The following is a 25,377-nucleotide window of genomic DNA, read 5'->3' as shown; positions in this document are numbered from 1 at the left end:
GATGCCGAGTGGCCCAGCGGTGTAGTGGATTTTCAGGTGTGCACATGATAGCCGGTTGTGGGACCCGGCCTGACGCGCGGTTCGCCGTCGCACATGCGCTTGTGCTTTTGCGCTAAGCGCGTGAAGCGGTACTCATCCCGGCGACGAGGCCAGTAGTGAAGGACAGACGCTGCGTCTTGGCGATCGGTCGCACATGATCCTCGTTCGATTCTGGAGATCCGCACAAGCAGCGCAGTCGATCCATCCTGGATGGTTTTCGAATTATAACAAAATCAATGACTTACATTCTCGCTTCGGAGGTGGTCGGTTGGCACCATCGTTGCAATAACAGGTGCGCTGCATCCAGCGGCAGGCCATAAAACATCAGGAGACGCTATGGAGCCGACCTTTACCGAAACCGGCGCGCATGCCCAATCGCCCCGGGCCGCAGTACCGGGCTTTTCTGCCTCGTCGTCCAGCGAGACGCTACGGCGCATTAAATCAATCTTCTCAGGGTCGGCGGGCAACCTGATCGAATGGTACGACTGGTACGTGTACTCGGCCTTTGCTTTGTATTTCGCCCATTCGTTCTTCCCGGCCGGCAGTCAGACGGCCCAGTTGCTCAACACCGCTGCGGTTTTCGCGGTCGGCTTTCTTGCTCGACCGGTTGGAGGTTGGCTGATGGGCGTCTATGCGGACCGATACGGCCGTCGCCCCGCACTCGTCGTATCCGTTGTGCTGATGTGCCTGGGCTCGCTGATCATTGCCGTTTGCCCGGGCTACGACATGATCGGCGTGGCCGCGCCGGCACTGCTCGTCGTTGCGCGCCTTCTCCAAGGGTTGAGCGTAGGCGGCGAATACGGCACATCGGCAACGTACCTCAGCGAAGTCGCGACGTCGCGGCATCGCGGGTTCTACTCGAGCTTCCAGTACGTCACGTTGATTGCTGGCCAACTTCTCGCACTGGCGCTGCTGATCGTTCTGCAGCAGTTCGTTCTGACGACGCAACAACTCGAAAGCTGGGGATGGCGGATTCCCTTTTTTGTCGGAGCAGCCTGTGCGCTCTTGGCCTTGCGCCTTCGCTCGTCGATGGAAGAGACGGGCGAATTTCAAAAGGCCCGGGAAAAGCGGGAGAAGCGAGGCGCGCTGGCCGAACTGCGCAAGCATCCACGCGCTGTTCTGACGGTGGTCGGTTTGACGATGGGTGGCACGATCGCGTTCTACACGTACTCGATCTACATGCAGAAGTTCCTCGTCAATACGGTTGGTATGACCAAACACGAAGCGACGTTCGTGTCGGCAGCCTCGCTTGCGCTGTTCGCCGTCTTGCAGCCCGTCGTCGGCGCGATTTCCGACCGTATCGGCCGTCGGCCGGTTCTGATCGCTTTCGGCGTGCTGGGTACGCTGTTTACCGTGCCGATCATGAACGGCATCAGCCACACGCACAATGCATGGGTGGCCTTTTTCCTGAATATGGCGGCGCTGGTGATCGTGTCGGGGTATACGTCGATCAACGCCGTCGTTAAGGCAGAATTGTTCCCTGCGAAAATTCGTGCTTTGGGTGTCGGTTTTCCGTATGCCCTGACCGTATCGATCTTTGGCGGCACCGCCGAATATCTGGCGCTCTGGCTCAAGCAGGCCGGTCATGAACCGCTTTTCTACTGGTATGTTACTGCTGCAATCTTCTGCTCATTGCTTGTCTATGTCGGCATGCGAGACACCGGCAAGCATTCGCTTATCAAGGACTGACGCGGATCGTGAGACCGTTTGTCGTACTGCTTTCACTGCAGGCGCTGCGCAATGATGTCGCGTAGCGGCAGGCAGCTGCGCCACATGGCGACGGCATTGGCGGTGCTCGCGTGTTGCTTGGCGATGGCGTGGCTGACCTACGTCATCGCGCTGGGGTATTACTCGCGTGCTCACATTGCCGAAGTGGCGCAGCGGTCGTCTTTCTATGCCTTGACGCTCGAGTCGCAGCTCGCGCGTTATGAATCGCTGCCACGGATCGCCGCGCTCGAGCCTGTCCTGCTGGATCTGTTGGGCCATCCGAGCGACGCTGAGCTGCGCAAAAAAGCGAACGCGTATCTGAAGGCTGTCCAGACGAACGCGGAGCTGTCCGCTGCCTATGTCATGGACAGTCGCGGCGACACGCTCGCCTCGAGCAATAGCGACGAGCCTGGCAGTTTCGTCGGTTCGAACTACGCGTTTCGCCCCTACTTCACAGAGGCCATGAAGGACGGGACGGGGCGTTTCTATGGGGTCGGCAATACGACCGGGGTGGCAGGGTACTTCATGGCGGTGCCGGTCAGGGATCCCGCTCATCCCGAGCGCCGCGCTGTGGGAGCGGTGGCAATCAAGGCATCACTCGACCGGTACGAAACCTCATTGGCGACGAGCGGCGACATCGTGTTGCTGGTCGACAGGGACAACGTGACGTTTCTCTCGTCGGTGACCGGATGGCGCTATCGATCACTGACCCCGCTTTCTGCGAGCACGCGCCACAAGCTCGACGAAACAAGGCAATACGGTGGCACGGCGCTCGACCGGCTTGGTGCAAAGCCATCGGGTTTCGGTCGATCAGGTGCAAGGCCGGAAGGACCGGGGGCTGCGTCTGGCCCAGACTCGCTCGACGTTGCGCCCTTTGGCGGGCATTCGGACTCGTATCACGTGGTGTATCGTCCGGTGGGGCCGCTCGGGTGGAAGGTCGCCGTTCTTGTCGATCCCTCCGACGACCGGCGCAGCGCGCTATTCGCGTCCGTCAGCGCGGCGGCGGCGACGGCCCTCGTATTCGCGCTCATCAGCGTGGCCTGGCTCCGTCATAGCCGAAAAAGAGAGCGGCAGCGCGCGAGGATGGCGCTGTCGGAAGTTCAGCGTGACATCGAACAGCGGATAGCCGAACGGACCGCCGAACTGACCCGCGCCAATGCCACACTCGAAGAGAAAGTCGATGCGCTCGATGTTGCCCGGCGCATCCTGCGCGACACACGCGACTCCGCCATCCAGGCGGGCAAGCTCGCTGCGCTGGGTCAGATGGCGGCCGGCATCACGCACGAATTGAATCAGCCGCTGGCTGCGATCATGACATTGTCGAGCAACGCGGTTCGAATGACCGAACTGGGCCACTTTGCCGACCTGACACGCAACCTCGTTCTGATCAAGGACCTGGCCGGCCGAATGGGCAAGATCATCGCTCACGTGAAGGGATTTGCCCGGCACGAAGCGATAAGCCGCGAATCGGTTTCGATCGCCGAATCGCTGCATCAGGCGCTGGCGCTGCTCGAATCGCATCGGAAGACCGCAGAGGTGTCCATTCGCGTTGAACCGGTGCCCCGGGACGCTGCTGTCCTGGCCAGTTCGATCCGGATTGAACAGGTCTTCGTCAACTTGCTCGCCAATGCGATCGATGCGAGTGCGGCGGCTGCGAAGCGCCGGGAGGTGCGGGTGACGACCGAGGTGATCGAGGATGTCGTCCGCGTCAGTGTGGCCGATAGTGGCAACGGGATCGCCCCCGCCGTGATGTCGCGCCTTTTCGAGCCGTTCTTTACGACGAAGCAAACAGGAAAGGGCTTAGGGCTGGGTCTTGCCATCTCGCAGGCCATCGTCGACGAATTCGGCGGTCGTCTGCTCGCGAGCAATGGCCATAGTAGCGATGGCAATAGTGGCACCATACCCGACCTGGGCGGCGCGGTTTTCGTCGTCGAATTGCATCGGGTGACCGAGGAATCTGACTCAAAATGATGAATCCGTATAGCGCCTATAGCGGGCAGGTCGTTTACGTGATCGAGGACGACGCGGCGGTGCGACTGGGATGTTCTCAGGCGCTTTCGTTGGAGGGCATCGGCGTTCGGGAGTTCGAGGACGCCGAAAGCGCGTTCGCTGCGCTCAAGGAGGATCCGCCAGCGGTGATCGTCAGCGATGTCCGGTTGCCGGGTATCGATGGTCTTACCTTGCTCGACAGCATCAAGGCTCGCCCCAAAGACGCCGACGTGCCCGTCATTCTGACAACGGGACACGGTGACGTCGCCATGGCAGTGGGCGCGATGCGTTCCGGAGCCTACGACTTCATCGAGAAGCCGTTCGACTCCGATCGGCTGGTCGACACCGTCCGGCGTGCGCTGGAGCAACGCAAGCTCGTCGTGGAAAACCGGAGCCTACGGGCGCAATTGAGCAGCGAACGGCCCCTGCTCGGGCGTTCGCCGGTCATGCAGCGAGTCCACGCTTTAATCGACGCGATCGGCCCTACCCGTGCCGATGTCCTGATCGTCGGTGAGACGGGGACCGGCAAGGAGGTGCTCGCAAGGGCCTTGCATGCAGCCAGTCGCCGCACCGGTCCATTTGTGGCGCTGAACTGCGCTGCGCTGCCGGAGGCTGTGTTCGAAAGCGAGATTTTCGGCCACGAAGCGGGGGCGTTTACCGGTGCTCAGCAGCGGCGCATCGGCAAGTTCGAGTATGCGAGCGGAGGCACGCTGTTCCTGGACGAGCTCGAGACGATGCCGCTGGCGCTCCAGGCCAAGCTGCTGCGGGCGCTTCAGGAGCGCAGCATCGAGCGGCTGGGAAGCAATACATCGATTGCGGTCGACGTTCGGGTGATCGCCGCCGTCAAGCAGGATCTGAGGCAATTGTCCGATCAAGGGCAGTTTCGCGCGGATCTGTATTACCGGCTCAACGTCGTTTCGATAGATTTGCCGCCGCTGCGAGAGCGTGCCGACGACATCCCGGAGCTCATCGCGCACTTCGTTCGTGCCGCCTGTGTCAGATACGAGAAGCCGGAGCCGACCTGGACATCCGAGGACATGATGCGCTGGCAGCTCCATGATTGGCCGGGCAATGTTCGCGAACTCAAGAACGTAGCGGAGCGATTCTGTCTCGGGGTCGACGACGGCTTGCCCCAGCCTCCGGCCGGCTCGGATTCGCTGGCTTCGCGGATGGTGCGTGCTGAACGTGCCTATATCGAGGAGGCGCTGCGAAACGCCGGCGGCCAGGTCATCAAGGCCGCCGAGTCGCTGGGGCTGCCGCGGAAAACGCTGTACGACAAGATCACGCGCCACGGCATCGACGCGACGGCGTTCCGATAGCACAGGCCCCGCCTTGCGAGGCCCGTGCTTTTCAAGACGAAGACGCAGCCTTGCGCGAGCGACCGGCTCGCGAAGCCGATTTTCGAGGTGCTTTCTTGGGCACGACATCGGTGGCCGAGTCGGCAGATGGCTCGGCCGTCGAGATGGCCTCATGTGACGTCGGCTCGACAGCCGCGTTAGCTTTCTTCGCGGTGGTCTTACGTGCGCGGCGAGGGGCTGGCTTCTTCTCCGCCTTTGCTTCTGTTTCTGTTGCGCTCGGCGTCTCGCGTTCGACCGTCGGCGCTTCGGCCGCTGCCAAAGACGCTGGGGCTGGCGCGGGTTCTGCCGCTTCCGTGACCGCCGGCACCTGCGGGGGAAGCTGCTTGCGCGTCTTTCGGCCCGTGCGACGGCCTTTCTTGTCGAGGGGTTCGGCCGCCGGTGCTGTATCTCTCACAACCACGGATGATTCGGGTTGCTTGGCGATCTCCGCGGTCGCGGCCTGGGCAGTCCTGTAGACGAACGCGCCGGATTTATCGTCGCGGCCCACTTCCAGCAGGCCGCGCGATTGCGCTTCTTCAAGCAGATTGCCGAAAGCGCGAAAGCCGTAGTACGACTCGCTGAAGTCGGGCTTGCGGCGCTTGATCGCGCTTTTCAACACCGACGCCCAGATCTTGCCGCTCTCGCCGCGCTCGGATGCAAGCGCCTCAAAGGTTTCGACGGCGATCGCAATGGCCTTTGCCTTGCGCGCTTCCAACTCTTGTTTCGGCTGCTTGTCTTCATCGGCCGAACGCTTCGCCGGCGCACTCGCTTCGCGTGCCGCGCGTTTCGAGATCGTGCGTTGCTGTTCGCGGACGAGGTCGTCGTAGAAGATGAATTCGTCGCAGTTGGCGACCAGCAGATCGGAGGTCGAATTTTTCACGCCCACGCCGATGACCTTCTTGTCGTTTTCGCGCAGCTTCGAAACCAGGGGGGAGAAGTCCGAGTCCCCGCTGATGATGACGAAGGTATCGACGTGCGACTTCGTGTAGCAAAGATCGAGCGCGTCGACGACGAGCCGGATGTCGGCCGAGTTCTTGCCCGACTGGCGCACGTGCGGGATCTCGATCAACTCGAAACTGGCTTCGTGCATCGATGCCTTGAAGCCTTTGTAGCGGTCCCAGTCGCAGTAGGCCTTCTTGACGACGATGCTGCCTTTCAGCAGCAGTCGTTCGAGAACGGGCTTGATGTCGAACTTCTCGAACTTTGCGTCGCGTACGCCGAGCGCGACGTTTTCAAAGTCGCAAAACAGCGCCATGCTGACGCTTTCGTAAGGTGAGGCCATAAATTTCTCCCGCCAGTGAGGCGCAGCGGAGTGGTGGATCTTGAGGTGTGCACATGATAGCTGGTTGTGGGGCTAGGCTCGATGCGGATCGGGTCCCACGCTTGGCGGCGCTGCATTCGGTCTCACGAAAATGGGCGCGCAGCCTTCACTCGTGCAACGATGGTCGAGGCATGGGGGTACAGAGGTAGGAGGTCTGGGTCGAGTTCGGTGTTGGCGAGCAATGCGTCGTCGGAACGCGTATCGAGCATCTTGCACAGCAGGTCGACGGCGTACTGAGGGTCATGGGGCTCGTGCATCAAGCGGGAAACCATTAGCGAACGGTTTTCAGTATCCGTGACGGTTGCCGCGAGCGCTGCCGCGATCGCGCGTTGAATCTTGGCGCCCTCAGCGGACGGTGACCACGCGCGATTGGTCGGGAACGTGACATAAATCAGGCATCGGTTCGCAGCCGCGTTATGGGTTGCGATGACCCTGTTCGCCAGTTCTGCAACAGAGGGGGGAACGGTGCTCATCTTGAGCGCGCCGTATAGCAGGCATTCCGTCGCGGAACCGATCGCTGCAATATCCGCTGGGTTCGACTGCAACGACGTCAAGAGCGCCGTGGTGATCGGGGCAACCTGGCCTTCGTCCGGGGCAGTGTGCACGAGACCTCGGAGCAATTCCGCGGAAACCTGGCGATCGACGACACGTTTGACGAGGCGACCGACCAGTCGCGTGAACGAGTCGCCGTCGAAGCTTAGCAGCAGAGCCGTATGGGCCGGCGTAATCGCGTTTTCGTCGAGCATGCGCGTAGCAGCGTGCTCATCCCCGCTGCCACACAGAATGGCCAGGCATTGCAGCTGGACAGCGGCGTTTTTTGTCGTGTTCGCGAGACCTTGAAAAAACTGAGTGGTAGGGCCGTCGAGCGGCGTTCTTTGCGGTATAGCCTCGAACAACCTTAGCAGTTGATGATTCGAGAGCGCGTTCGGTCCTTTGGTCCGGATCCATTCGAGCGCTTCTTGAGGGGACCGTTCGACGATAAGGCGTTCCACGGTGGCGAACCTTCGTCCCGTGCGATTGCACAACAGTTCAAGCGTTTCCGTCAGGAGGCTGTCGCTGGACAGGAAAAAGAGCCCCTGCGCGAGGTCGCCGATACAAGCTTCGTCTCCACCCATAAGCGGCAGAGTCGAATCGAACGAGTCGAGAAGGAATGCAAGCGCATCGGACGGTGCCGTCTCAATGGCTTCAAGCATTGCGGCCGCCCAGTCTACCTCTGGGCTAGATATCCACATGACGGATGCGATGCGTGGCCAGTCCTTTTGACGCCACTCGAAATGGTACTCGCCGCCCGCCAATCGCCAAAGCAGCTTCACTCTCTCCATAGGCGACCAACACGAGGAGCGCGCAATAGGCAGGAACGTGTCGTATCTATCGACACCCAACACGAGATTGGTAATGTTCCACTCTGCCAGCAGCCGTTCCGCGAGGGGGTGCAACCCTGACCAGTCCTCGAATTCAATAAACACGGACGCCGCGAAAAGGCGAGCCGACCGATCCAGCGATTGCTCGAACACGCCGATTACGTTCGTCAACGCTTCGATTGCCTTGTCCGGCGATTGTCGCGCAAGCATGACAATGGCCCTGCGCAATGCGCCCAGCTTGAGTGGATGCTCGAAATGGGATGCCAGTTCAACGATGGTTTGCGCAATGTCGATCTTGCGCGCCGCCAGCAGTTCCGACACTTCATCTGGCTCCACTCGAACCCAATCGCCTGCATATCTGAGGAAGTTGCCGCGCTTCAAGGCGTTGAAAGCAGCGGGATCTTTCTCTATAAGAGCGGTGACGACAGAGCGCGGCAACTGACCGGTGTGTGAGTCCGCCAATACGGTGGCGATGTTGTCGACGAAGTCGTCAAGCAGCTCTCTCAACCTGCCCGATCGCATCTGAATGTCACCGATCCGGTAGTCGAGATATTGCTCGATGATCTCGCTCGAGCTCAATGTCGTGCCGTCGTCCTGTATTTCGACGGCACCCGAAAATGCCATCAGGCTAGGGTGCCGGTACTTCGACAGCCAAGGCTTCCCACGGAGATTCGCGGCTTGAATTGCCTCATGCTCGTCGAAGTCTTCGAGGACGGTGTAAGGGGACTCGTCGTTGGTTTTATAAACGAGCGACTGCTGGGATTTGAACAGGTGCGCGGCACCCGCAAACGTCTCGGGCCGGGAGCCGAGCACCAGTTTCACCTTCGCTTTGCGCAAGAAGGCGATCGTGCTTTGTAGCCAAGGTTGAAGTCGCGCAATGACCGGCTCGGGGGCTCGGTCGAGGCCATCGATAATCACGAGCAGCGGGGTATGACTGATCCATTCGAGTATTTCCGGCTTGGCGAGAAGCCGGCCGCCGCGATCGGTCACGTGCTCATCGAGTAACCGCCATACCGTGTCTTCAAATGTCGCGTCGTCCGCTGCAAGACGCTCCCCTTGCACCAACAGCGTCGGCATCGCGCGCTGCCCGGCGCTTTGCGCGATGCACCAAGTCGATTTGCCGTTGCCCGATTGTCCGACGACGATCATCAGCGCTCGATCACCGGCGAGAAACGCGGCGAACGCTTTATCGAGCGATGTGCGGGAAACGTAATGGCTGGCGTCGTAGCGGTCCTCCTGCGTCTCGGTGTCGACGATGCTTTGGGTCATCGCTCGAAATAGCTCTGACAGCGAGGCTTCTCGTCTCAACATCGGAATGCGCCTGACGGACACCGAGAGCCCGACTTCCTCCAACTTCGACCAGAGCAGCGGCCTATCGACAGGTGTGCGCAAGACGGCATGGGTCATGACCTGTCTATTGAGCCGGTCCCAGATAATGGCCGCTTGCGCTTCGTCGCCGATTCGCTTGAGCAGTTCGATTGCGTAGTGTGCGTCGCGGCCGTGCGTCGGATCGCAGACCGTCAAATAAGTGCAGGAAAGGAAGGTTCTCAGTTCGGCATCGGTCGGTCCTACGCTTCCCGATACCGTTTTCCATCGCTCGTCGATCGCCGTCGACAGTCGATGCCACGCTTCCCGAGTCGCTTCGCTCTTTCCTGCTTCTTCGGATAGCTTGCTAATCGACGGCAGATGACGACAGCGTTCCAGGACGGTTTTCAGATCGGTGCGGATCGAACCGCTCGCCGAGTCGTCGGTCAGGATCACCAGACGATCGTTTTGTGGCGAAAACCCTGGGCGCAGGAATTGGCGGACCAATTGGTCGACTGCTTTCTTGAACTCGGAACCGAAACCGAGGCCGTGCTTGATCTGGATATAGACCTTGCCCGGGGCGGCCAGACTCAAGACGAGATCGTCGACCTCCGTCGCGCTCTCGCAGTGGATCGACGCAATCGATACATGGGACGGTAAATTCCAATCCAGCGACGCACCACCGCCGGCGAGCAGCTTGACGGCGGCCCATGCCGCGACAGCCGATGAATACTCCGCGCCCCCCGTACTTGCGCTTCCGCCCGCGGAACCCCGATGCGTTTGCGCAGCGTTTGTCGTATTGGCGTCGGACATTTCTTGCTCGAATGTTTGTTGGGTCAGGGGAGCATAGTCTAGTTGATCGGTGGATGAAGTGGCTGCGGCCTTATCGTGTGACTTCGCCGGCGTAAGCGCGATAGTGGTGCGGAGGGCCGGCGCGGCACACAACCGGCCCGCCCATGTGTTGCGGTTACGCCTTGAGACGCTGCCCGCTCGGATCGTACGGCGCCTTCAGATGCAACGTGGCGTCGAGCCGTTCACCCGCAAGATCGATCTGATAACGCCCACCCATCAAGTAGGCTGCGTCGACGGGCGCACCGTCCGCGCCGACATACCCAAGCGCGACCGGGCAGCCGAGCGTGTGTCCAAACGCAGCCGAGCTGACCGATCCGACCGGCACACCGTCACGCAAGATTGCTTCGCCGCCCCAGAGCATCTTGTCGGCGTGCCCGTCGAGGCTCAGCGCAACGAGGCGCCTTACCGGAGGCTGGCCGCGCCGTGCGAGCAGCGCTTCGCGCCCGCGAAACGCGATGTCCTTATCGAGCTTGCAGGCGAACGCGAGGCCGGCTTCGAACGGATCGCGATCGGGTGTCAGCTCGCGACCCCAAGCGCGATAGGCCTTCTCGACGCGCAGTGATTCGAGCGCATAGTAGCCGGCATCGACGAGCCCGAATGGCGCGCCAGCCGCATGCAGCGTCTCGTAGACGCCAAGCGCGAATTCCACCGGCACATAGAGCTCCCAGCCGAGCTCCCCGACATAGCTGCGCCGCATGGCGGTGACGGTCGCATAGCCGATATCGACCTCCTTGCAGGCGCCGAACGGAAATGCCTCGTTCGAGAAGTCGGATTTCGAAACCTGCTGCATCAGCTCGCGCGAGCGCGGCCCCATGACGGCGAGCACGGCATATTGACCTGTGACATCGACGGCGACGCAATGCTTGTCGATCGGTAAATGCCGTTCGATGAAGGCTAGATCGCGTGTCGCTTGCGCCGATCCGGTAACGAGCAGGTATTGATCCTCGGCCAGGCGCATGAGGGTAACGTCCGACTCGTAGCCGCCGCGTTCGTTGAGCATGCCGGTGTAGACGGACGAGCCGGGTTCGACGTCGACATCGTTGGCGACGAGGTATTGCAGCGCCGCTTGCGCGTCACGGCCTTTGATCAGCAGCTTGGCGAACGACGTCAGATCGAATAGCGCGACGCTTTCGCGGCAGGCGCGATGCTCGGCAGCGCTCCACGCATGCCAGTTTTGCTGGCCGAAGCCATATTCGATCGCCGGCGCGACGCCGGGCGGCGCGAAGAAGTTCGGGCGTTCCCAGCCCATCTTGCTGCCGAAGCAGGCGTTGCGATCGCGCAGCGCGGCGTACAGCGGCGAGCGGCGCAGCGGGCGGGCCGTGTCGAGCTCCCGGTTCGGCCAGGGCATCGCGTAGTGCAGCCCGAGCGTTTCTTTCACGCGATCATGGAGCCAAGCGTCGTTGCCGTTGAAGCGCGCGAAGCGGCGGATGTCGACGGGCCACAGATCCATCGTCGGCTCGCCGGCCATGATCCATTCGGCGAGCGCCATGCCGGCACCACCGGCCGACGCGATGCCCATCGAATTGAAGCCGGCGCCGACATAGAAGTTCTTCAGCTCGGGGGCTTCGCCGAGGATGAAGTTGTTATCGGGCGTGAACGATTCAGGACCGTTGTAGAACTGCCGCACGTCGGCCGTTTCGAGCGCGGGCACGCGGATGAGCGCGTTGTTCATCAGGATCTCGAACTGATCCCAGTCGTCGGGCAGCAGTTGGAATTCGAAATCGTCGGGGATGCCGTTCATGCCCCAAGGCTTCGCGTCGGGCTCGAAGCCGCCCATCACGAGCCCGCCGACTTCCTCCTTGAAATAGATGAAGCCGTCGGGGTCGCGCATGACGGGCAGATCGGGGTGCACGCCGGGGACGGCGCCCGTCACGATGTAGTAGTGCTCGGCCGAATGCAAGGGGACGGTGACGCCGCAAAGCCGCCCGATCGCCTTGGCCCATTGGCCGCCGCAGTTGACGACGATGTCGGCGCCGATGGTCCCTGTGCCGCCGTCTTTCGTGCGCCAGGCGACACCCGTTGCGCGGCGACCCGCATCCGTGCGCTCGGTCTGGACGCCGGTGACGCGCACGTTCTCGACGATGCGCGCGCCACGCATACGAGCGCCGCGCGCGAGCGATTGCGTGAGGTCGGTCGGATTGGCTTTGCCGTCGCCGGGCAGCCAGACGGCGCCGAGCAGATCGTCGGTGCGCATGGGCGGCCAGAGCTCGCCGGCCTGCCCGGGTGTGATGACGTCGCAGGCGACACCATACGCGCGCGCCATGGCAGCGGTGCGCTCGAGCTGCGTCATCCGTTCCTTGGTGCGCGCGACGGAGAGCGATCCGCATTGCTTCCAGCCCGTTGCCAGCCCGGTGTCGGCTTCGAGTTCGGCATAGAGCTGCGTCGAATAGCGAATCAGCTTCGTCATGCTTTCCTGCGAGCGCAGCTGACCGACGAGCCCGGCCGCATGCCAGGTGGTGCCGCACGAGAGCTGGCCTTGTTCGAGCAGCGTCACGTCGGTCCAGCCGGCTTTGGCCAGGTGGTAGGCGACAGAGCAACCGATGATGCCGCCGCCGATGATGACGACGCGCGAATGCGAAGGGATGGAGGATGTCATGGCTAGGTGTGGGGCAAGCGACACGAATAGGGTGATGGACCGCCGCGCGGTCGCTGCGCATGATGCCACTAAATGCAACAAAATGCCACATTTGCGGGCGTGCAAATACAGTCTCGCTGCTTACGATTCCCTTAATTGGGGCCATGGCGCGAGTGGTCCGCTCCGTTCCTCTCTACAATGGCGATCGCAGCTGGGAACAATAAACGTCCGCACACGGACAAGGGCGAAAACGCACTATGGACATGAGCCAACGGGTCGTCCTGATGGTCGAGAGAATCAGGGCGCTGATGCGCCAACAAGGCCTCAATGACGCGGACTTGGCTCGTAAGACGGGGATCTCGCCCGCGACGCTGAGCCGCGTGCTATCGATCACGACGGAGGATCCGCGCATCAGCACCGTCTCGGCGATTGCTGACGCGCTAGGGTCGACGGTCGGGTACCTGCTGCACAGCGAGCGGGTCTACCCGATTCCGATTCTCGGATGGGACGAGATACTCGATTTCTCGCGCGGCAATCACGACGTCGCCTTCAAGACGCAATGGCTGACCGTCGATACGCCCCGCCGGCCGGGCGCGTTTGCTGCGCGGACGAAGCCGTCGATGGCGCCGCGGTTTCGCGAAGGCTCGCTCGTCATCGTGGAGCCCGGGGGCGCGTTTCGCGATGCGCAGGTCGTCGTCGCTGTGAGCGACGGCGGGGAGCCGACTTTGTTTCGCGTGATCAAGGATGGTGAAGTCGCCTGGCTCAAAAGCATCGATCCTTCGTCGGCGAAGACGGTCAATGCTTTGGGCCAGGGCGTGGCGGTGCTCGGCGTCGTGACCGAGTCGCGCCTGATCAATCCTTGAACGAGAACGGATTGAAGTTCGTGTGATAGTCGTAATAGTCGACCTTGTCCATGTGCTTGAGGCGCCTGGACACCGTCGTGACGGCCGGCAATAGCGCAAGTTCGTAGATCAGCTTGACGGTGATCTGAATGCCGATCATCGTGAGCACGACTTGTTGCGGCAGCCGGCCCCAAAACAGAATCATGCAGAAGAGCACGCTGTCGATCACGATGGCGACGAACGTGCTCGACACGACCCGTGCCCAGAGATAGCGGCCGGCGCTCGCAATCTTGAGCTTGGCGAGAAACGTGGTGTTGATGAACTCGCCGCAGAAGTAGGCGACGGTCGAGGCGACGAACGTTCGCGCGAATTCGAGGGCGAGTGCCGGATAAGCGGCGGCAAGCGTCGGGTTCTGCGCTTCCCAACTGGGCAAACCCGGCGGCAGCGACAGCAGCCAGGTGCCGATGATGAACATCAGGTTCACGGCGAGGCCGCCCCAGATCACCATGCGGCTGACGCGATATCCGTAGACTTCCGTGATGATCGTGCTGAACGCGTAGGTCATCGGAAACGCGATCAGCGCAGCCGGGATGCCGAAGCTGACGGCGCCGAAAAAGGGCAGCCAAGCGAGCTTGACCTCGATGACGCGTGCGCCCGTCACGTTCGACAGCATCAGAAAGCCGACGTAGATGAGGGCGAGCAGAAGGACCGCAGGCGTCAGTTGATGCTTGCGCGTCGGGAAGTACGAAAGCGGGACGAGCTGATCCGTGTAAGTGGCTGCGTTGAGGAAGCCGATATGCGCGACATCCTCACGCGAGAACTTGTCGAGCCACGTCTTCTTGTTCAGCTCGCGCGGCGACATCTTGAAGGTGGCGCCGGAATCGCACACGCGCACCAAGACCTGCAACTCATCGTTCTCGAGCGACGGCTCGATGACGGCTTCGATTTCGTGAGAAGCGTTTTCCATGATCGGCGTGCGGTGCGAAGTTATTGTCGGATCAAGCGCTGATTCGGGGCATCGTGCAAAGGCTCGCTGCTGCGTACCGGATTGATGTCGATGCCACCCCGGCGCGTATAGCGGGCCGCCACGGTGAGCCGCGTCGGCGCGCATTGATCCTGAATGTCTTTGAAGATCCGCTCGACGCATTGCTCGTGGAATTCCTCGTGATTGCGGAACGAGACGACGTACTTGAGCAGCGCCGCGCGATCGATGCGCCGGCCTTCGTAAGTGATCGAGACGGTACCCCAGTCGGGTTGCCCCGTCACCAGGCAGTTCGATTTCAACAGGTTCGAATAGAGCGTTTCGCTGACGTGTTCGTCATGCGTCGCCAGAAGCTGCCGGTCGACGCTGAACTTGTCGATGGCAATGTCCTGCTCGTCGATCGACGAGCCGGCTGGGGCGCCGATCTGCTGTGCGGCGGCACCCTCGAGCGGCTCGAGCGTGACGGACACGGGCGCGCCCGCACAGTGCGACAAATCTCTTGCGGCGATGCGTTCGACTTCCGCTTGGGTACCGAACGACGTGTTGTTGAACGTGTTGAAGTACAGCTTCATCGATTTCGACTCGATCACGTTCGCCGAGGTGCAGGGCACGACGATCGTCGCGATGGCAACGCGCGGCACGCCGCGTGGCGTCAGCCACGACACCTCGTAGTGATTCCAGACGTCGACGCCGAAAAACGGCAGTTCGCCTGTGATGCCGATTTCTTCGCGCTTGATCGTGCGGGGAATCGCGAAGAGTTTATCCGGGTTGTAAGTGGACTCGTATTTGGATTGCTTGCCAAGCTCCATGGCGCCTCGGTTTGATATTGAATTCACGGTTTTTAAAATAATCGGCTTATGTATTTTGCTTATAAATCGAGCGGGCGCGATTGTTGAGGTGCACGATGGCTCAAAGCTCGGCTCGACTCCGTTTCCACCCCGGTGGACGTGGGCATGATAACGCATGCCGCAAGCTCTTTATAAACCCGAGAAGTCGGATGCGGCGTTACCTACTCGGGCGTCGAACTAAACCTATGAAATTTAGTAGTTTCAGTCGACCTCAAACTCAGATAATTTAAAAACGTTTCAATAAGTCTTGCATTCTTGCAACATTTCAATCCGGGCCTGGCAAGCGGCCGTGTGTTGGCGGCCGTGCTGCGGAAGGCGTTGTTGTATCAATCGACCGTGAAGACAAAGAGGCTCCATGAGTCATGATTTCCGGCGGCGCTGACTTCCCCTTCGATGCCCTTGGATCTGGCAATGGTTCGCGCACGTTGATCGAAGCGTGTCTCGCCACCTTGCATGAGCTCCTGCCTGAAATCAAGCGTCTTGTCGTGCACGGCGTGGGCCGAAAGAAAGTCGGTCCGGCGTGCACTGAATGCTTCGGCGTCTATCTCATCGACAACGACGGGGCCGAGCATCCGTTTCTCCACTTCGAGGCGGCGTCGAGCGCAACCTATGCGGCGCTGCGCGTCGCGCAGGTCTATCGCCTTGGTATCGCGTTCGGCAACTTCGCCGAGCCGAGACTGTGCACCGATTGGCCGCCTTCGCCGTTGATTTCGTGAGGGGATGGCTTGCGGGGCCGCGCATCCTGCCGATGCGCTTCAATATCCGAGAACTGTCATCATCCGGGGATACAATGCGGGACGCCAAAATTTCTGGAGTCCTATGAAAATCGCGAGCCTGATCGGCGTAGTCGGCATCACGCTGGTTCTTTCCGGATGCGGTGGCGGCGGAAGCGGTGGCGGTGCAGCGGCGACGACGAACACGTCAACATCCACGGCCACGCCCAATACCGTCGCTTCGACGCCCGCCACGTCCTCGGCCAAGACGATCCTCGGCTACTTCACCGGCACCAGCGATTCGATGACGTCGGCCACGAGCGCCTCGACGCCCGTCTCGGCCATATCCATGGACGTGATTCAGGTAGCGACCGACGGAAGCTTGAACGGCACATTGCCGTCGAACTTGCTGGCCGGCGATCAGGCTGCGGGCAAAGCGTCGTATGCCTGCATTTCGAATTTCGGCGCCACCGACTTCGATCCCGACATCGCTCACGGCGCGTTGGTGACGAACCGGGCCACCACGATTCAGAACATCGTTGCGCTGGCCAAGACGGCGAACCTCACGGGCATCAACATCGACTTCGAAGGCGTTTATCCGGCGGACCGAGATGCTTATACGAGCTTCGTGGCCGATCTGGCCGTACAGCTGCACGCGATCCATTCGAGCCTCGTGCTGAGCGTGCCGGCCAAGTCGAGCGACGATCCCAGCGACACGTGGGGGTGGCCGTTCAACTACGCCGCCCTGGGGCAGAGCGCCGACCTCATTCAGGTGATGACCTATGACGAGCATGTTCCCGGCCACGGTGCTGGGGCGGTCGCCGGCATCGACTGGATGCAGGCGTCGCTGCAATACGCGGCGACGCAGATTCCGTCGAGCAAGATCCTGCTCGGGTTGCCCGCCTATGGGTATGACTGGAACGTGACCGCCAATACCGGAACGTCGGTTGCGCTGAAGGACATGCCGGCGCTGCTCGCGTCCACCGGAGCAAGCCCGCAGTGGGATGCGACGACTCAATCGGCGTATTTCAACTACACGGCGCCGGATGCGAGCTCGCATCAGGTCTGGTACGAAACGGCACAAGGCATTTACTCGAAAGCGCAGCTCGCGAAGACGCTCGGCCTCGCCGGCGTGTCGATGTGGGCGTTGGGCGATGAGGATGCGACGTTCTGGAATGCTGTGACGACGGCGATCAATTAGCAGAAGCAACTTCCCGCTTTTGAAGCGCATTAGAGTTTCCTTCTCGCGGGAACACCCTTGTGGTGTTTCCGCTTAGCCAGGTTTCTGCGCGTTTCCGGCACGGAATCTGGGGGGCGGCTAGCATGGCGACTTCCCTCGGCACGCCGAAAGCATCCCCCAGAGGCTCCGATGCTCCACGACCCGACCCGGCATGAACCCGTCGCGCAGACGGACTGGAACGAAGCGGCCGCGCGAGCGCAGATCGCGCACATCGTCGCCGATACCGAGGTGGCCTTCGTTCCGGGCCGCTATTGGCCCGCTCATCCTCTCGACTACGACGATCGCGCGGCAGCTGCCTCATTGACCCCGTTGTACTTTGGCGCTTGCGGCACGTTCTGGGCGCTCGACTATCTGAAATCGATCGGCGCTGCCCAGCTCCGAGCCGACTATAGCCAGCACTACGAAACACTGATCGCCGACAATCGAGCATGGCTCGATGCCGAGGTGAGCGATGCACGCGCTTCGTATTTGATGGGCGATACGCCGATCCTGATGATGGCCTACGGTGCGCAGCGAACGGATGCGATCGCGCAACAGCTCGCTTCGCTGATCGCTGCCAACGTCGATCACCCGGCCCGTGAACTCATGTGGGGGGCTCCGGGCACGCTGCTCGCGTCACTGTTCTTGCACCGGCTCACGGGCCACGCGCGTTGGGCCGAGCTTTACCGCATGACGGCAGACAAGCTGTGGTCGCAGTTGTCATGGTCGCCTGACCATGGCTGCCACTACTGGGTCCAAGACCTCTACGGCCGGCAATCGACCTATCTCGACGGTGTGCACGGTTTCGTCGCCACTTGCGCGCCGTTGATCGCGGGCCGCGATTTGCTCGACGCCGCCTCGTGGCAGCGCTGGCAGCAATGCATCGTCGAGACGGTCACACGTACGGCCGTGACCGAAGCAGGCCACGCCAACTGGCCCGTGCGGCTTTATCCGCTCGAAGGCAGCACGCCACCCTGGCTCATGCAGTTCTGTCATGGCGCGCCGGGCTTCGTCTTGTGCCTGGCGCAGATGCCCGGTAGCGCGCTCGACGCGTTGCTCTCTGCGGCCGGCGAAGCGATCTGGGCGGCAGGGCCGTTGAAGAAAGGCTCGAATCTGTGTCATGGCACGGGCGGCAACGGGTACGCGTTCCTTGCGCTCTACCAACGCACAGGCGACGTCAAATGGCTGGAGCGGGCACGCGCGTTCGCCATGCATGGCATCGCGCAGACGCAAGAGGCCGAGCGTCGCTACGGACAACTGCGCTATTCGCTATGGACCGGCGACCTCGGTTTTGCGATCTATCTGTGGGATTGCCTGCACGGGACGGCGCGTTTTCCGACGCTCGACGTGTTCTATGCCAACGACGAGCGATGCGAGAATCGTGTCCTCTCCTCGACGGAGTCCGCATGAAGCACCTGCTGTCCAAGTGACCTTGCCCCTGTTTCACGAACCCCTTAGCCGAATAACCACTTTTCACGTAAGGCGTCACCTTGTGGTCTATGCAGGCAAAAGAAGGAGACGCAAGGCGAGTAGTACGACAACGACGTTCAGCAACCTCTCCATCCACTCATCACCCTTTTTCAGCGCGTACCTTGCGCCTACCGAGGAGCCGATTAGCGTGCCGATCACCAGCGAAAGGCCAAACTGCCAGTTGATGATCTGACTGAAGCCGTAAACGCCAAGCGAGCCGAGTGAGATGACGAGGCCGCTAATCTTCCGAGTGCCGACTGATTCGCTGACGGTCTTGTTGAAGATCAAAATGAATACATACGTTGCGAGCTTGGCTTGGCCGCCGAAGAACCCGCCAACCATGCCGATGATGGCGAATAGGCTATAGCCGAACGCCGCGCGCCACTTCGAGACCGGCTCTTGAAACGGCTTGGGCTTCTTGGCAAACGAGAGGATCACCATCAGCAAGGTGAGGGTGCCAATCACCCTATGCAAGGTGATCGCATCGATCTTGAGCAGCACTGTCGCACCGCAAACGGACCCGACCAGGCCCAGGAGCGCGGCAGGGGCGGCAAGCTTGTAATCGACCTTCCCTTGCCGATGGAACTCGCGTACGCCAGCCACCATCGTGCCGACAGACGCGACGCGTGCCGACGCGATAGCCGACTGGGGCGTGATGCCTAGCCAAATCATGACCGGAACCGTCAGGAAGGCGCTGCCTCCGGTGTTGGTACCGATAAATCCGGTAAGCAGGCCAAGTGCGAACAGGAAGAGTGTCGTAGTGAGCTGGCTGTGCAATTTGAGCCGTCCATGGTTTCAGAATGGTCAATCGCGATCTTGGCGCTATCAGGGTCATGCCGGTCAACTGGAGTGGCGAACGAAGCCTGTCTGCGCCTGCTTCCAGCACAATCGAATACGCTTGCACTAGAACGAGTGGCGGCGTACTCGAGGCGCCCTCGACCCTGTAACGGACTGCAACGCCGAGCGGCATGTTGACAATTGGCACTCAATCTGCAACCTTTCGGTCGCTCAAGTCACCGGGTCTGGCCTCGAGGCTCAAATAGCAACCTTGTGACATTGCCGCAAACCTGGATAACACAATAACTTCTCGCTCATGAAGCAGGGGCGGAGAACCAATGCTAGTCGGCAATTACAACTTTCTTCTCGTCCTCCTCTCGTTGTTGGTGGCGATCCTGGCGTCGTATACGGCGCTGGACATGGCGGGCCGTGTCGCGACGGCGCGTGGCCAGGCGGTGCACTGGTGGCTCGCCGGCGGTGCTTCGGCCATGGGGCTCGGTATCTGGTCGATGCACTTCGTCGGCATGCTGGCCTTCCGCCTGCCGATTCCGTTGGGCTACGATCCACTGATCACCGCCGCCTCGCTGTTGATTGCCATTGCCTTGTCGGCCTTCGCGCTATGGCTGGTTTGCCAGAACAAGCTGCCGTGGCCTCGACTGGCGGGCGGGGCGCTGCTCATGGGCTCGGGCGTGGCGAGCATGCATTACACCGGCATGGCGGCCCTGCGCATGGCTCCCGGCATCGGGTACGATCCGCTGCTGTTCGGCCTATCCGTCCTCATCGCTATCCTCGCTTCGGGGGCGGCGCTATGGATCGCCTTCCGTCTGCGGCATCAACACGCCTATGTCCGGGCCATGCGCGCGGGCGCGGCCGTGGTGATGGGCTTCGCGATCGTCGGCATGCACTACACGGGCATGGCGGCTGCTCAGTTTCCGTTCGGTAGCGTCTGCGGTGCCGCACGCAACGGTGTCAGCGTCGAATGGCTGGCATTGGTCATCATCGTGGTGACGCTCGCGGTGCTGGCGATGGCCCTGATCATCTCGGTGCTCGACATGCGCATGGAAGCGCGCACGGCCGTGCTCGCCTCGTCGTTGGCCGAAGCCAACCAGGAGTTGGCCTATCTGGCACTGCACGACAATCTGACGAAGCTTTCGAACCGTGTGCTGCTCGAAGACCGGCTCAGCCAGGCGATCCGATCGGCCAGCCGCGATCAGGGCCGCTTCGCGTTGATGTTCATGGATCTCGATGGGTTCAAGGCGATCAACGATGCCTATGGCCATCACGTGGGCGACCGGCTGCTGGTCGAGGCGGCGCAGCGCATCGCGGCGAGCGTGCGGCAGCAGGACACGGTCGCGCGGATCGGCGGTGACGAGTTCGTCATCTTGGCCGACATCAACGAACCCGACGATGCCGGGACGCTGGCCGATGCCTTGCTGATGGCGATACGCGAGCCGTTCGTCGTAGATGGGCATGAGCTCAGGGTGTCGACCAGTGTCGGCATTGCGCTCTATCCCGACGACGGCGTCAGCCAGCACGATCTGCTCACCAATGCCGACGCGGCGATGTATCACGCCAAGGGAACGGGCCGGGATGCCTACTGCTTCTTCGAGGCGTCGATGAACGCCAACGTCCACAAGCAGATGCGGCTGGTGCAGGAACTGCGCCTGGCCTTGGAGCGACGTGAGCTGGTCTTGCATTACCAGCCCAAGTTCCAGGCACCCGATGGTCCCATGTTCGGTGTCGAGGCGCTGGTGCGCTGGCAGCATCCCGGACGTGGGCTGCTTTCGGCCAACGAGTTCATTCCACTGGCCGAGAAAACCGGCCTGATCGTGCCGCTAGGGGCGTGGGTACTGGACGAAGCGTGCCGGCAGCTGGCGCAATGGCGGTATGAGGGGCGCACGGAATGGACGGTCGCCGTCAACCTGTCGGCGCTCCAGTTCAGCCATACCTCGTTGATCGATACGGTGCGCAACACGCTCGCTCGGCATGGGATACCGCCGCAACGCTTGATTCTCGAAGTCACCGAATCGACCGCCATGCGCGATGCCGACGCCAGCTTGGCCATCTTGCAGCAACTGCACGAGATGGGGGTGCGCATCTCCATCGATGATTTCGGTACCGGCTATTCGAGCCTGCTGTACTTGAAGCGTTTGCCGGCCAGCGAGTTGAAAATCGATCGCGGATTCGTGCGCGAACTGACTCAGGAATCCGAGGACGCGGCGATCGTGGCTGCCATCGTGGCACTGGGCCGGGCGCTGGACCTGCGTATCGTGGCGGAGGGGGTGGAAACGATCGAGCAGCAAACCTTCCTCACCGAGCTTGGCTGCGACTCGTTGCAAGGTTATCTGCTGGGCCGGCCGATGACGGTGGAGGCACTGGCCGAGGCTATGGCGCAGGCTGACGCCGCAGGGCGCTGATAACGGGACCGAAGATTCCCCGAGGGTAAGAATTCGGCTTCGGTCCCGGGGTGGCACGACGATATTGTGCCGAATCGTACGCGCGTACTAGCCAGACACGCACGTCGGCTTCCGCCGCCGCGATTACCAGAAGCTGTTCGTAAATACCCCTCTTTCTCAGGGGATTAATCCGGAGTCGCATGCCAAGGAAGCGTGCCTGACCCGTGTCCAATACTCGGTTGTAATACAAAGTAAAACAAATCTGCGGCGTGAAATGCCCGTGCCATAAGGCTGTGAGTCAGCCCGTCGATATGTTTGATGAATATATTGATTAATGCATGATATGCATATGAGAAAATAATATTGTAAAAATTGTAAGGTGCACGGGGAATGCACATTCAGTCCGCATTACCTATTATAATTCGCAGAAGAACAGACGAACCCGAGGGCAATTGCGTGAGCAACACGACCCATCCCCCCTATCGTTTCTCTTTGACGGATTATTCGGCCGCCGACCGCCTCGACGCGTGGCGCGCGCAGTACACGCTCGCCGAATTTTCGATGGCGCAACAGATCGATCCTTCGATCGACTACCAGTTTGTCGGGTACACGCTCGGCAACATTTCGGTCGGCCAGTGGACCTATCGGCAGGAGCGGGTCGACACGGCGCCGCTGATTTACTCGCTGAACCGCTCTTCGTCGATCATTCGGCGCGACGGTTTCGACAACTACTCATTCAACCTGCGGCGCGCCGGCTGCGTTTTGGGTGATGTGGACGGCCGTTCGGTGGCCGTGCAGCCTGGAGAAATCCTCGTCATCGATCAGGCTCGGCCTTACCACCGCGAGATCAGGGCCGGCGACGCGATCACGCTGCTCGTGGCACGCGACATGTTGCCGAACACCCCGTCCTCGCTTCACGGGATGATTTTCAGCAGCGGCATGAGTCAGCTTCTAGAGGATTATCTTGCGAGTCTGCTCCGCAAGATCGACACGTTGACGCCATTGGAGGCGTTGCACGCCGAACAAGCGACATTGAATCTCGTGAATGCCATGCTGACCTCCGCGAACCAGGAAGCCGCGAACGCGCGTAACGACATCCTCTCGGCACTGTATGTGAAGATCAAGGAATACATCCGCTCCAATCTCGAATCGCCCGATCTGTCGCCGGACAATATCTGCAAGACGATCGGAATTTCGCGCTCGAGTTTGTATCGCTTGTTCGAACAGGATGGCGGCGTCGCGAACTACATCCGCAAGCTGCGGCTGCTCGCCATCCGGCGCGCGTTGGTGTCGCCGGTCAATCCGCGCCACCGGATCGGTGATCTCGCCTATCGCTACGGCTTCAACAGCAATACGCAATTGAGCCGTGCGTTCAAGCAGGAGTTCGGCCACGCGCCGAGCGAAACCCGCGAGCTCGCGGAAAGCGGGGTGGCGCTCTTCTTGCCGCAGTCCGATGCCGATTACAACGGCTGGCTTGCGCAAATGCGCTGAAAGAAAGCGCCGAAGGACGGCGCCGGAAGAAAAGGGTGACGGCCTGGCGGGCGCCAGGCCGAAAACGTGGACTACGGGCGGTCAGGCGAACGCAGCTTGGGCGGCCGCCGTGTCCTCGAAGATCCGGTAGTGGCGAATCACGCCGCCTTCGATTTGCGCAACTACCGCGAACTCGCTCTTGAACGTCCGACCGGTCTTGCGGACCCGGTGCTGCATGAAGCCGTAGGCAAACACGTAATCGTCCGCCTCGGCCCACTTTCTGATCTCGAACACCTCCGTTTCGAATTGCTCGCCCAGCGTGCCGAGCAGTCGCTCGACGCCTGCCTTGCCGACGAACCGACCGTAAATCGGTAGCGACTCCGGCCCTTGGGGCTCGAACACCGTCGCGTCGTCGACGAACTCGAGCGCGCCCGGCAAGTCGCGAGCGCCGACCTTCGAGAAGAACTGCTGCAGCGGATTGAGAGCCATGTAAACCTCCATGAATAAAGAATGGCGAAGCGGGATTGTCTAAACCGGCTCCCGCATGACGCCGGTATCGTCGCAAAAGCCGATTGCGGCTAGGCCTCCAGCAGCGCGAGCTTGCCGCCGACATCCGCCCAGCGCTCAGCATCGGTGGGGGGCGCCTTGCTGCGCGTGATGCTGGGCCAGGTCTTCGCGAGCTTCGCGTTCAGTGCCACGAACGCTTGCAGCTCGGGCGGCACCTCATCGCCGGGAAAAATCGCATTGACGGGGCATTCGCTGCGGCAGACGCCGCAGTCGATGCATTCGTTCGGATCGATGACGAGAAAGTTTTCGCCCTCGTGAAAGCAATCGACCGGGCACACTTCGACGCAATCGGTATAGCGACATTTGATGCAGTTTTCCGTGACGACATGGGCCATCTTCTGCTCCCGATGAAATAGTTGTGCTCAGGACGCAGCCGGTTCCGACACGCGCAGCGCGGCGGATGCGAACAGGAGTTCGATCCACAGGCGCGTCTCCTCCGGACTGCGCGTGCCGATGATTCCCGCGAGCGGGGCCTCGTGCGCCGAATACGTCACGTTCGAGGCTAGGGCGCGGCCGACCTCGAGTTCGTTCCACGCGAGCACCGCGGCGCTGGTCCGAAACGGTTCGGCGCCGTCGAAGCCCTGAAACGTGCCGCTGCGCAGGTGATGGCCCGGAAAGACGAACCAGCCGTGCCATAGCTGCTGCGAAAGCGGCGCGCGCGGCTGCACGTGCGCCGGCTGGCCGAGCAACAGGCGCAGCTCGGTGGACGGCAAGTGGATGCCGGTCGCGAGCTCGAACGTGGTCACCACGTCGGCGCCACCGACGCGGTTGCCCACTTCGAGGAACACGAGTTCGCCGTCGTGCTCGATCGCCTCGAGATGGAAGCTCCCGACGTCGATGCTCACCGCCGCGAGCACGCTTGCCACCCAACTGCGTGCCGCGTCGCTCAGGGGGAAATGAAACGATCCGAGCGGCTGCCCGGCCGCGTAACCGAGACAAGTGCCGACGTAACGGCTTGCCGTGACCGCCAGGATCTCGCCGCGTCCCACGACGCCGTCGAAATGCAGGATCGGCCCGTCGACGAACTCTTCGATCTCGAAATCGTCGATGCAAGGCGCATCGACGTCGAGCGCGGCCACCCCGGTCTTGCGGGCAGAGAGGGCATCGAACAGCGCGGCGGGGGTGTCGAACACGACGACGTCGGTGCTCGACGCGCCGCTGTGCGGCTTGAGCACCGTCGTCCCGCGCCACGGCGTGCTGCCGTGCGCATCGACCCAGGCGCGCAACGACAGAAAGCGCGGCGCGCGCAAGCCAGCGTCGACGACCGCCTGCTTCATCAGGACCTTGTCGCGCACGAGCATCACCTGCTCGACCGATTTGCCTTCGATGCCAAGCTTCGCGCGCAGCATCGCCGCATCGATGAGTTCGTACTCGGACAGCGAAATCACGATGTCGAAGTGATGCGGGTTCGCGTCGAGCCACGCGCAGGCTTCGTCGAACGCCGACGCTTTGCCGGACCGCTCCACCTCCACCCGGCGCAGGTGCGTCGGAATCGTGTCGAGTATTTCGCGCTTGCCGAAGTAGGTCACATCATGCTCGTCGTGATCGATGCCACGCTCGTATTCGATACGCGGATACGGCACGCGGTGCAGCACAAGAATATTCAT

The 25,377-nt window shown here is 61.5% G+C and carries 18 protein-coding genes; 9 read left to right on the top strand and 9 right to left on the bottom strand.

Annotated elements, in window-relative coordinates:
* Positions 1-375: 375 nt before the first annotated feature.
* From D7S89_RS19000 to D7S89_RS18990, 3 genes are read left to right on the top strand one after another with little or no spacing between them, the layout of a single operon-like run.
* A complete protein-coding gene (locus D7S89_RS19000) occupies positions 376-1,728 on the top strand; it encodes an MFS transporter (RefSeq protein ID WP_121279836.1) in 1,353 nt (450 codons plus the stop codon).
* 51 nt (positions 1,729-1,779) lie between these two features.
* A complete protein-coding gene (locus tag D7S89_RS18995) occupies positions 1,780-3,717 on the top strand; it encodes a sensor histidine kinase (protein ID WP_121279834.1) in 1,938 nt (645 codons plus the stop codon).
* Positions 3,714-5,054, top strand: coding sequence for a sigma-54-dependent transcriptional regulator (locus tag D7S89_RS18990; RefSeq protein ID WP_121279832.1), 1,341 nt, complete (start codon positions 3,714-3,716; stop codon positions 5,052-5,054). The genes D7S89_RS18995 and D7S89_RS18990 overlap by 4 nt, the downstream gene beginning before the upstream one ends.
* A 31-nt stretch (positions 5,055-5,085) precedes the next feature.
* On the opposite strand, the gene D7S89_RS18985 is transcribed toward D7S89_RS18990, so the two are convergent.
* From D7S89_RS18985 to D7S89_RS18975, 3 genes are all read right to left on the bottom strand, one after another.
* Complete coding sequence (locus tag D7S89_RS18985) at positions 5,086-6,354, bottom strand: NYN domain-containing protein (RefSeq protein ID WP_121279829.1); 1,269 nt, start codon at positions 6,352-6,354, stop codon at positions 5,086-5,088.
* Positions 6,355-6,476: 122 nt separating this feature from the next.
* Positions 6,477-9,872 carry an NACHT domain-containing protein gene (locus D7S89_RS18980; protein WP_121279827.1) on the bottom strand — a complete coding sequence of 1,132 codons (3,396 nt, stop codon included), beginning with the start codon at positions 9,870-9,872 and terminating at the stop codon, positions 6,477-6,479.
* A 154-nt stretch (positions 9,873-10,026) separates the two neighbouring features.
* The gene (locus tag D7S89_RS18975) at positions 10,027-12,507 is read right to left on the bottom strand and encodes a GcvT family protein (RefSeq protein ID WP_121279825.1); all 2,481 of its coding nucleotides are present in this window, start codon (positions 12,505-12,507) and stop codon (positions 10,027-10,029) included.
* A gap of 242 nt (positions 12,508-12,749) precedes the next feature.
* Between D7S89_RS18975 and D7S89_RS18970 the strand changes: the two genes are divergently transcribed.
* Positions 12,750-13,349, top strand: coding sequence for a LexA family protein (locus D7S89_RS18970; RefSeq protein WP_245983063.1), 600 nt, complete (start codon positions 12,750-12,752; stop codon positions 13,347-13,349).
* Here D7S89_RS18970 and D7S89_RS18965 read toward each other — a convergent pair.
* Positions 13,339-14,295, bottom strand: coding sequence for a queuosine precursor transporter (locus D7S89_RS18965; protein ID WP_245983062.1), 957 nt, complete (start codon positions 14,293-14,295; stop codon positions 13,339-13,341). The two genes, D7S89_RS18970 and D7S89_RS18965, sit on opposite strands and share 11 nt — an antisense overlap.
* A 20-nt stretch (positions 14,296-14,315) precedes the next feature.
* Positions 14,316-15,119, bottom strand: coding sequence for an NADPH-dependent 7-cyano-7-deazaguanine reductase QueF (gene queF / locus D7S89_RS18960; RefSeq protein ID WP_121279821.1), 804 nt, complete (start codon positions 15,117-15,119; stop codon positions 14,316-14,318).
* Between the two features lie 401 nt (positions 15,120-15,520).
* Here queF and D7S89_RS18955 point away from each other — a divergent pair, with 401 nt between their 5' ends.
* From D7S89_RS18955 to D7S89_RS18945, 3 genes are all read left to right on the top strand, one after another.
* Positions 15,521-15,874 carry a hypothetical protein gene (locus D7S89_RS18955; RefSeq protein ID WP_121279819.1) on the top strand — a complete coding sequence of 118 codons (354 nt, stop codon included), beginning with the start codon at positions 15,521-15,523 and terminating at the stop codon, positions 15,872-15,874.
* A 103-nt stretch (positions 15,875-15,977) separates the two neighbouring features.
* The gene (locus D7S89_RS18950) at positions 15,978-17,072 is read left to right on the top strand and encodes a glycosyl hydrolase family 18 protein (protein ID WP_183085269.1); all 1,095 of its coding nucleotides are present in this window, start codon (positions 15,978-15,980) and stop codon (positions 17,070-17,072) included.
* A 168-nt stretch (positions 17,073-17,240) separates the two neighbouring features.
* Positions 17,241-18,500 carry a lanthionine synthetase C family protein gene (locus D7S89_RS18945; RefSeq protein ID WP_121279815.1) on the top strand — a complete coding sequence of 420 codons (1,260 nt, stop codon included), beginning with the start codon at positions 17,241-17,243 and terminating at the stop codon, positions 18,498-18,500.
* Positions 18,501-18,587: 87 nt separating this feature from the next.
* On the opposite strand, the gene D7S89_RS18940 is transcribed toward D7S89_RS18945, so the two are convergent.
* Positions 18,588-19,337, bottom strand: coding sequence for a sulfite exporter TauE/SafE family protein (locus tag D7S89_RS18940; protein WP_121279813.1), 750 nt, complete (start codon positions 19,335-19,337; stop codon positions 18,588-18,590).
* A 338-nt stretch (positions 19,338-19,675) separates the two neighbouring features.
* On the opposite strand from D7S89_RS18940, the gene D7S89_RS18935 reads away from it, so the two are divergent.
* Together D7S89_RS18935 and D7S89_RS18930 are read left to right on the top strand one after the other, a co-directional pair.
* The gene (locus tag D7S89_RS18935; protein WP_121279810.1) at positions 19,676-21,754 is read left to right on the top strand and encodes a putative bifunctional diguanylate cyclase/phosphodiesterase; all 2,079 of its coding nucleotides are present in this window, start codon (positions 19,676-19,678) and stop codon (positions 21,752-21,754) included.
* A gap of 435 nt (positions 21,755-22,189) precedes the next feature.
* Positions 22,190-23,224: a helix-turn-helix domain-containing protein gene (locus D7S89_RS18930; RefSeq protein ID WP_245983061.1), complete on the top strand. Its 1,035-nt coding sequence runs from the start codon at positions 22,190-22,192 to the stop codon at positions 23,222-23,224.
* A gap of 81 nt (positions 23,225-23,305) precedes the next feature.
* Here D7S89_RS18930 and D7S89_RS18925 read toward each other — a convergent pair whose 3' ends face one another.
* The 3 genes from D7S89_RS18925 to D7S89_RS18915 form a co-directional block, all read right to left on the bottom strand.
* Positions 23,306-23,692 (bottom strand): nuclear transport factor 2 family protein, encoded by a 387-nt coding sequence (locus tag D7S89_RS18925; RefSeq protein WP_245983060.1) that lies wholly within the window; start codon positions 23,690-23,692, stop codon positions 23,306-23,308.
* Positions 23,693-23,781: 89 nt separating this feature from the next.
* A complete protein-coding gene (gene fdxA / locus D7S89_RS18920; protein WP_121279804.1) occupies positions 23,782-24,105 on the bottom strand; it encodes a ferredoxin FdxA in 324 nt (107 codons plus the stop codon).
* 27 nt (positions 24,106-24,132) lie between these two features.
* Entirely contained in the window at positions 24,133-25,377 is a 1,245-nt protein-coding gene (locus tag D7S89_RS18915) for an ATP-grasp domain-containing protein (protein WP_121279802.1), read from the bottom strand.

Origin of the sequence: Trinickia fusca (assembly GCF_003628145.1) — a bacterium.
GTDB lineage: Bacteria > Pseudomonadota > Gammaproteobacteria > Burkholderiales > Burkholderiaceae > Trinickia > Trinickia fusca.
The sequence above is the reverse complement of the archived record's forward strand: the minus strand, read 5'-3'. Positions and strand labels throughout refer to the sequence as shown.